General features: G+C 61.8%; 4 protein-coding genes. 2 read left to right on the top strand and 2 right to left on the bottom strand.

Annotation, left to right across the window (positions count from 1 at the left end):
- Window positions 1-107: 107 nt before the first annotated feature.
- Window positions 108-566 (bottom strand): transposase, encoded by a 459-nt coding sequence (locus tag HX846_RS27440; RefSeq protein WP_177008365.1) that lies wholly within the window; start codon window positions 564-566, stop codon window positions 108-110.
- Window positions 567-777: 211 nt separating this feature from the next.
- Window positions 778-1,383 carry a TetR/AcrR family transcriptional regulator gene (locus HX846_RS27435; RefSeq protein ID WP_003210590.1) on the bottom strand — a complete coding sequence of 202 codons (606 nt, stop codon included), beginning with the start codon at window positions 1,381-1,383 and terminating at the stop codon, window positions 778-780.
- Window positions 1,384-1,624: 241 nt separating this feature from the next.
- Between HX846_RS27435 and HX846_RS27430 the strand changes: the two genes are divergently transcribed.
- Both HX846_RS27430 and HX846_RS27425 read left to right on the top strand, forming a co-directional pair.
- Entirely contained in the window at window positions 1,625-2,752 is a 1,128-nt protein-coding gene (locus HX846_RS27430; protein WP_178903431.1) for an efflux RND transporter periplasmic adaptor subunit, read from the top strand.
- A gap of 13 nt (window positions 2,753-2,765) precedes the next feature.
- The coding region (locus HX846_RS27425; RefSeq protein ID WP_178966487.1) for an efflux RND transporter permease subunit at window positions 2,766-5,626 on the top strand (2,861 nt) is incomplete at its 3' end.

The raw sequence follows: 5,626 nt of genomic DNA, 5'->3' as shown, positions 1-5,626 counted from the left end.
CCTCTTCGCGAGCAAGCCCGCTCCCACATTTGACTGCATTCCAAGGCTGGGACTCGGTCAAATGTGGGAGCGGGCTTGCTCGCGAAAGGGGCGACTCGGTCCCGGACCTAAACCCAAACCGCATCCCACAGCGGATAGTCGCCAATCCGCTCCACCAACCCTGCTCTTAATGGGTTGGCCACGACATACCGAGCCATCTTCACCAAGTCATCGTCCTTGCGCAGCGCACGATCATGAAAGCTGGTTTGCCATAGCCGCCCTTTGCGGCCCGTAGCGCCATTAACGGTTCGAGTGCTTTTGGACTTCACCTGGCACATCAGGTCTCCCAATGAGCCTTTTTGCAGCTCAATCAGCCAGTGAAAGTGGTCGGGCATGACCACCCAGGCCAGGGAGTTCGCCAGCCCTTGATACTGGGCGAGCCGGAATTGCCAGACCACCAGGCGGCCGAGATAAAAATCACTGAATATCGGCGCGCGTTCGTGGGTGTTGGTGGTGATCAGGTAGATGCGGTTGGACTCGCTGAATCGCCCGATGCGCAGGCGATGTGAAGCAGCTGGATCAGGCATTCCTTTGCCTCTCTTCAGGTGGGGTTCTGAGAGGCTAGATCGGGGAATCTGGAGATGATGGTTTGGCTTTGTGCAGGATGTGTCTGGGAGGGCGCTTTCGCGAGCAAGCCCGCTCCCACATTGGATCTGCGGCGTTTAAACAATTTATGTCTGGCACAAATTCAAATGTGGGAGCGGGCTTGCTCGCGAATCTTGAAGACGCTGCGGTCTATCAGTCCCGCTCACACCCCTTAAGCACCAACCGAATAATCGTCTGCGCCGCCGCCTCATAATCCGCTTCATCCAACTTCGCCTTCCCGGTCACCGCCGAAATCTGCCAGTCAAAATCCGCATACGTCTGCGTCGCCGCCCAAATGCTGAACATCAGGTGATGCGGATCAATCGGCGCAATCAGCCCACGGTCCACCCAGCTCTGGATGCAGTCGATGTTGTGCTTGGCCTGGGCATTCAGCTGTTCCACCTGCTCGGGGCTTAAATGCGGGGCGCCGTGCATGATCTCACTGGCAAACACTTTCGAGGCAAACGGCAAATCCCGGGAGATGCAGATCTTCGAGCGGATGTACCCGCTCAGCACGGCCGAAGGGTCGCCATCAGGATTGAACGGTGTGGAGGCCGCCAGGATCGGCTCGATAATGCTTTCGAGCACCTCGCGATAGAGGTTGTCCTTGGACTTGAAGTAGTAGTAGACGTTGGGCTTGGGCAGCCCGGCCTTGGCGGCGATGTCGCTGGTTTTGGTCGCGGCGAAGCCCTTGTCGGCAAACTCCTCACTGGCAGCCCGCAGGATCAGTTCTTTGTTGCGCTCGCGAATGGTGCTCATAGACCAGGAGGTTCCTTGCCAAGACAGGCGGTCTGGCATGGTAGCACCGGCTTTGCGCAGGGCTCAAGAATCCCGCCGCAGCCCTTGCATGGCGGGGCGCCCAGCTGACTTTGTCTGTCTTGATGCTGAACGCATTCACGGTCGTACAGGCACAGCTCCAGCGCGCTGCTAGAGTTCAGGCAGCGAGCGGCCATTTAGCCTGGCCGCCCCTTCCTGTTTTCGGCGTTCGAGAGAGAAACCCGTGGAGAAAAGCAGACGACGTACGTTCGCCTGGGCCGTTGGCACGTTGTTACTGGTAGCGTTGTTGATTGCCCTGGGTTTGCACTTCTTTGCAGGCGGGCACAAAGGCCGGCCGGCCGTCACCGGCGAACCGGTGGCCGTGGTGCCGGTGGTGTTGCAGGACGTGCCGGTGTATATCGATGCCCTCGGCACCGTCACCCCCACCCGCAGTGTGACCGTGGTCACCCAGGTCGATGGCATCCTCAGCAGCGTGGAATTCAAGGAAGGCCAGCACGTCAGCAAGGGCCAGGTGATTGCGCGGATCGATGACCGCGCCCTCAAGGCCCAACTGGCCGTGGCCAAGGGTACCCTGGCCCACGACCAGGCTGTGTTGAGCAATGCCCAGCGCGATCTGGTGCGCTACCGCGAACTGGTCAAGGCCGGTTCTACCAGCCAGCAGACCGTCGACACCCAGGCGTCCTTGGTCCAGCAACAACTGGGCACCGTGGCCGCCGACCAGGGCAATGTGCAGAACCTTGAAGTGCAGGTCGGCTACTGCACCATCACTTCGCCGGTCGACGGTGTGGTGGGCCTGCGCCTGGTCGACCCCGGCAATTACGTCACCACCACCAGCACCACCGGCATCGTGGTGATTACCCAGATGAACCCGGCCACCGTGGTGTTCGCGGTCCCCGAGGACGACTTGGGCGCTATCAACCAAGCCCTGGGCCGTGGCGCCGTGACGGTGCTGGCCTACGACCGCAACAAGAAAGCCCTGCTGGCCACCGGCAGCCTGTTGGCCCTGGACAACCAGGTAGACACCTCCACCGGCACCATCAAGGTCAAGGCGCAGTTCGATGATTCGGGCAGTGCGCTGTTCCCCAACCAGTTCGTCAATGCGCGCCTGAAGGCCGACACCCTGGCCCAGGTTGCCGTGGTGCCCACCCGGGCGATCCAGCATGGCAGCAAGGGCGATTTTGTGTTCGTGGTGAATGGCGACAAGGCCAGCCTGCGCAACATCAAGACCGGCCCATCGTTGGGCGATGTGTCGGCGGTGCTCGAGAACGGGGTCAAGCCAGGCGAGCAGGTGATCACCGAAGGCGCCGACAAACTGGATGACGGTTCGGCCGTGAAGGTCGTCGCCCAGTGAGGAGCTGCCGAGCATGAACATTTCGCGGCCCTTTATCGAACGTCCCGTCGCCACCACCTTGATGATGGTCGCGGTGCTGTTGCTGGGCATGTTGGGGTATCACCTGTTGTCGGTGTCGGCGTTGCCTGAAGTCGACTACCCGACCATCCAGGTCTTCACCCAATACCCCGGCGCCAGCCCGGACGTGGTCAGCTCCTCGATCACCGCGCCGCTGGAGCGCCAGCTCGGCGAGATGCCGGGCCTCAAGTCGATGAACTCCACCAGCTCCGACGGCGCTTCGGTGGTGACCCTGCAATTCGACCTGTCGCTGTCCCTGGACGTGGCAGAGCAGGAAGTGCAGGCCGCGATCAACGCCGCCGGCACCTTCCTGCCGGCCAACCTGCCGTACCCACCGGTATACAGCAAGGTCAATCCGGCGGATGCGCCGGTGCTGACCCTGTCCCTGACCTCCGATGTGTTGCCGCTGACCAAGGTCGAGGACCTGGCGGATACACGGCTGGCGCAGAAGATCTCGCAGATCACTGGCGTCGGCCTGGTGACCATCAGCGGCGGTCAGCGCCCGGCGGTGCGGGTCGAGGCGAATACCTCGGCGCTCAATAGCCTCGGCCTGTCCATTGATGACCTGCGCACCTCCCTCGGCACGGCCAACGTCAACCAGGCCAAGGGCAATATCGACGGCAAGTTCCAGGCGTATTCGATTGGTGCCAACGACCAGCTGCAATCGGCCGAGGAATACCGCGACCTGGTGATCGCCTATAAAAATGGCGCACCGATTCGCCTGTCACAGATCGCCAGTTCCACCCAGGGCCCGGAGAACCCGCGCCAGGCTGCGTGGACCAACAGCACGCCGTCGATTGTGCTGAACATTCAGCGCCAGCCCGGCGCCAACGTGATCCAGGTGGTCGACCGCGTGCAGCAATTGCTGCCCAAGCTGCGGGCCAGTTTGCCGGGTACCTTGAAGGTCGATGTGCTGACCGACCGCACGCAAACCATCCGCGCCTCGGTCACCGATGTGCAGTACGAACTGGCGGTGGCGGTGCTGCTGGTGGTGATCGTGATTTTCATTTTCCTGCGCGACGTTGCGGCGACGGTTATTCCGGCAGTCACCGTGCCGCTGACGCTGGTGGGCACCCTGGCGGTGGCTTATGCGCTGGGCTTTTCCCTGAACAACCTGACACTGATGGCGCTGACTATCGCCATCGGATTCGTGGTAGACGACGCGATCGTGATGATCGAAAACATCACGCGTTATATCGAGGCGGGCGACTCGCCGCTGGAGGCGGCGCTCAAGGGGTCGGAGCAAATCGGTTTCACGATTATTTCGCTGTCGATTGCGCTGATTGCAGTGATGATCCCGCTGCTGTTCATGGGCGATGTGGTCGGCCGGCTGTTCCGCGAATTCGCCATGACCGTGGCCGTGACCATCGTTATCTCGGCGTTCATCTCCCTGACCCTCACGCCGATGATGTGCGCGCGGATGCTCAAGAATAAGCACCAGGAACGCCGCGCGGATTTCTTCGACCGCATCAACACCCACTACGTGCGTGGCCTTGACTGGGTGTTGGCGCACCGCACCTTGACCCTGATCTCGATAGCGCTCACCGCCGCGCTGACCCTGATGATTCTGGTGATCATGCCCAAGGGCTTTTTCCCCGACCAGGACACCGGGCTGATCCAGGGTATTTCCCAGGCGGCGCCGACGGTTTCGTTCCAGCAGATGCAGACCGAGCAACAGCGCCTGGCCGCGCGAATCCTCAAGGACCCGGCGGTGCAAAGCTTGTCGTCCTTTGTGGGTATCGACCAGACCAACCCGACCATCAACCAGGGCAACCTGCTGATCAACCTCAAGCCGCGCGGCGAGCGTGACAGTGCCACCGAGGTGATCCGCCGGCTCTCCGATGCCAACGCCGACGACGCCGGGATCCGCCTGTACCTGCACTCGGTACAGGACCTGACCCTCGACGCCACGGTGTCCACCACCAGCTACCGCCTGGGCCTGCAAGCCACCGATCCGGACGAACTGGAAACGTGGACGAACAAGCTGCTGGCGGCGATCAAGCAAGACCCGATGTTCACCGACGTGCAAAGCCAGGCGATGCAATTCGGCAATCAGATCCAGCTGACCTTTGACCGCGCCACCGCCTCGCGCCTTGGTATCACGCCCCAGGCGATCGACGATGTGCTGTATGACGCCTTCGGCCAGCGCCAGGTCTCGACGATCTACACCCAGCTCAACCAGTACCACGTGGTGATCGCCACCGACCATCCGCCGCGCAACTTGCCGGACCTGCTCACCGGGTTGTACGTGGACATTCCCGGTGGCGGTGTGGCGCCGCTGTCGAGCATGGCGACCATGCAGGTGGTGCGTACGCCCGTGACCATCAACCGCCTGGGTCAGTTTCCGTATGCCGACGTGTCGTTCAACCTTGCTCCGGGCCAGACCCTTGGCACGGCAGTGACGCGGCTCAAGGACATCGAGGCCAAGGTCGGCTTGCCGCTGTCGGTGCAGGCCAACCTGGAAGGCGCGGCGGCGACGTTCGAACAGTCGCTGTCCAACCAGGTATTCCTGGTGGTGGCGGCGATTGTGGTGGTGTACCTGATGCTGGGGATTCTGTACGAGAGCTTCGTGCACCCGGTGACGATCCTTTCGACGCTGCTCTCGGCAGCGCTCGGGGCCTTGCTGGCACTGCTGGTGACCGGCACGCAGTTCGACATTATCGGTTTGATTGGCATTGTGTTGCTGATCGGCATCGTGATGAAAAACGGCATCATGATGGTCGACTTTGCCCTGGAGTTATTACGCGAGGGCGGCCTGAGCCCCACGGCCGCGATCCGCCAGGCGGCAGAGTTGCGGTTCCGGCCGATCCTGATGAC

Source organism: Pseudomonas sp. K5002, from assembly GCF_013386655.1.
Taxonomy (GTDB): Bacteria; Pseudomonadota; Gammaproteobacteria; order Pseudomonadales; family Pseudomonadaceae; genus Aquipseudomonas.
Note: the sequence above shows the minus strand (reverse complement) of the source record. Positions and strands in the feature narration are given on the sequence as shown.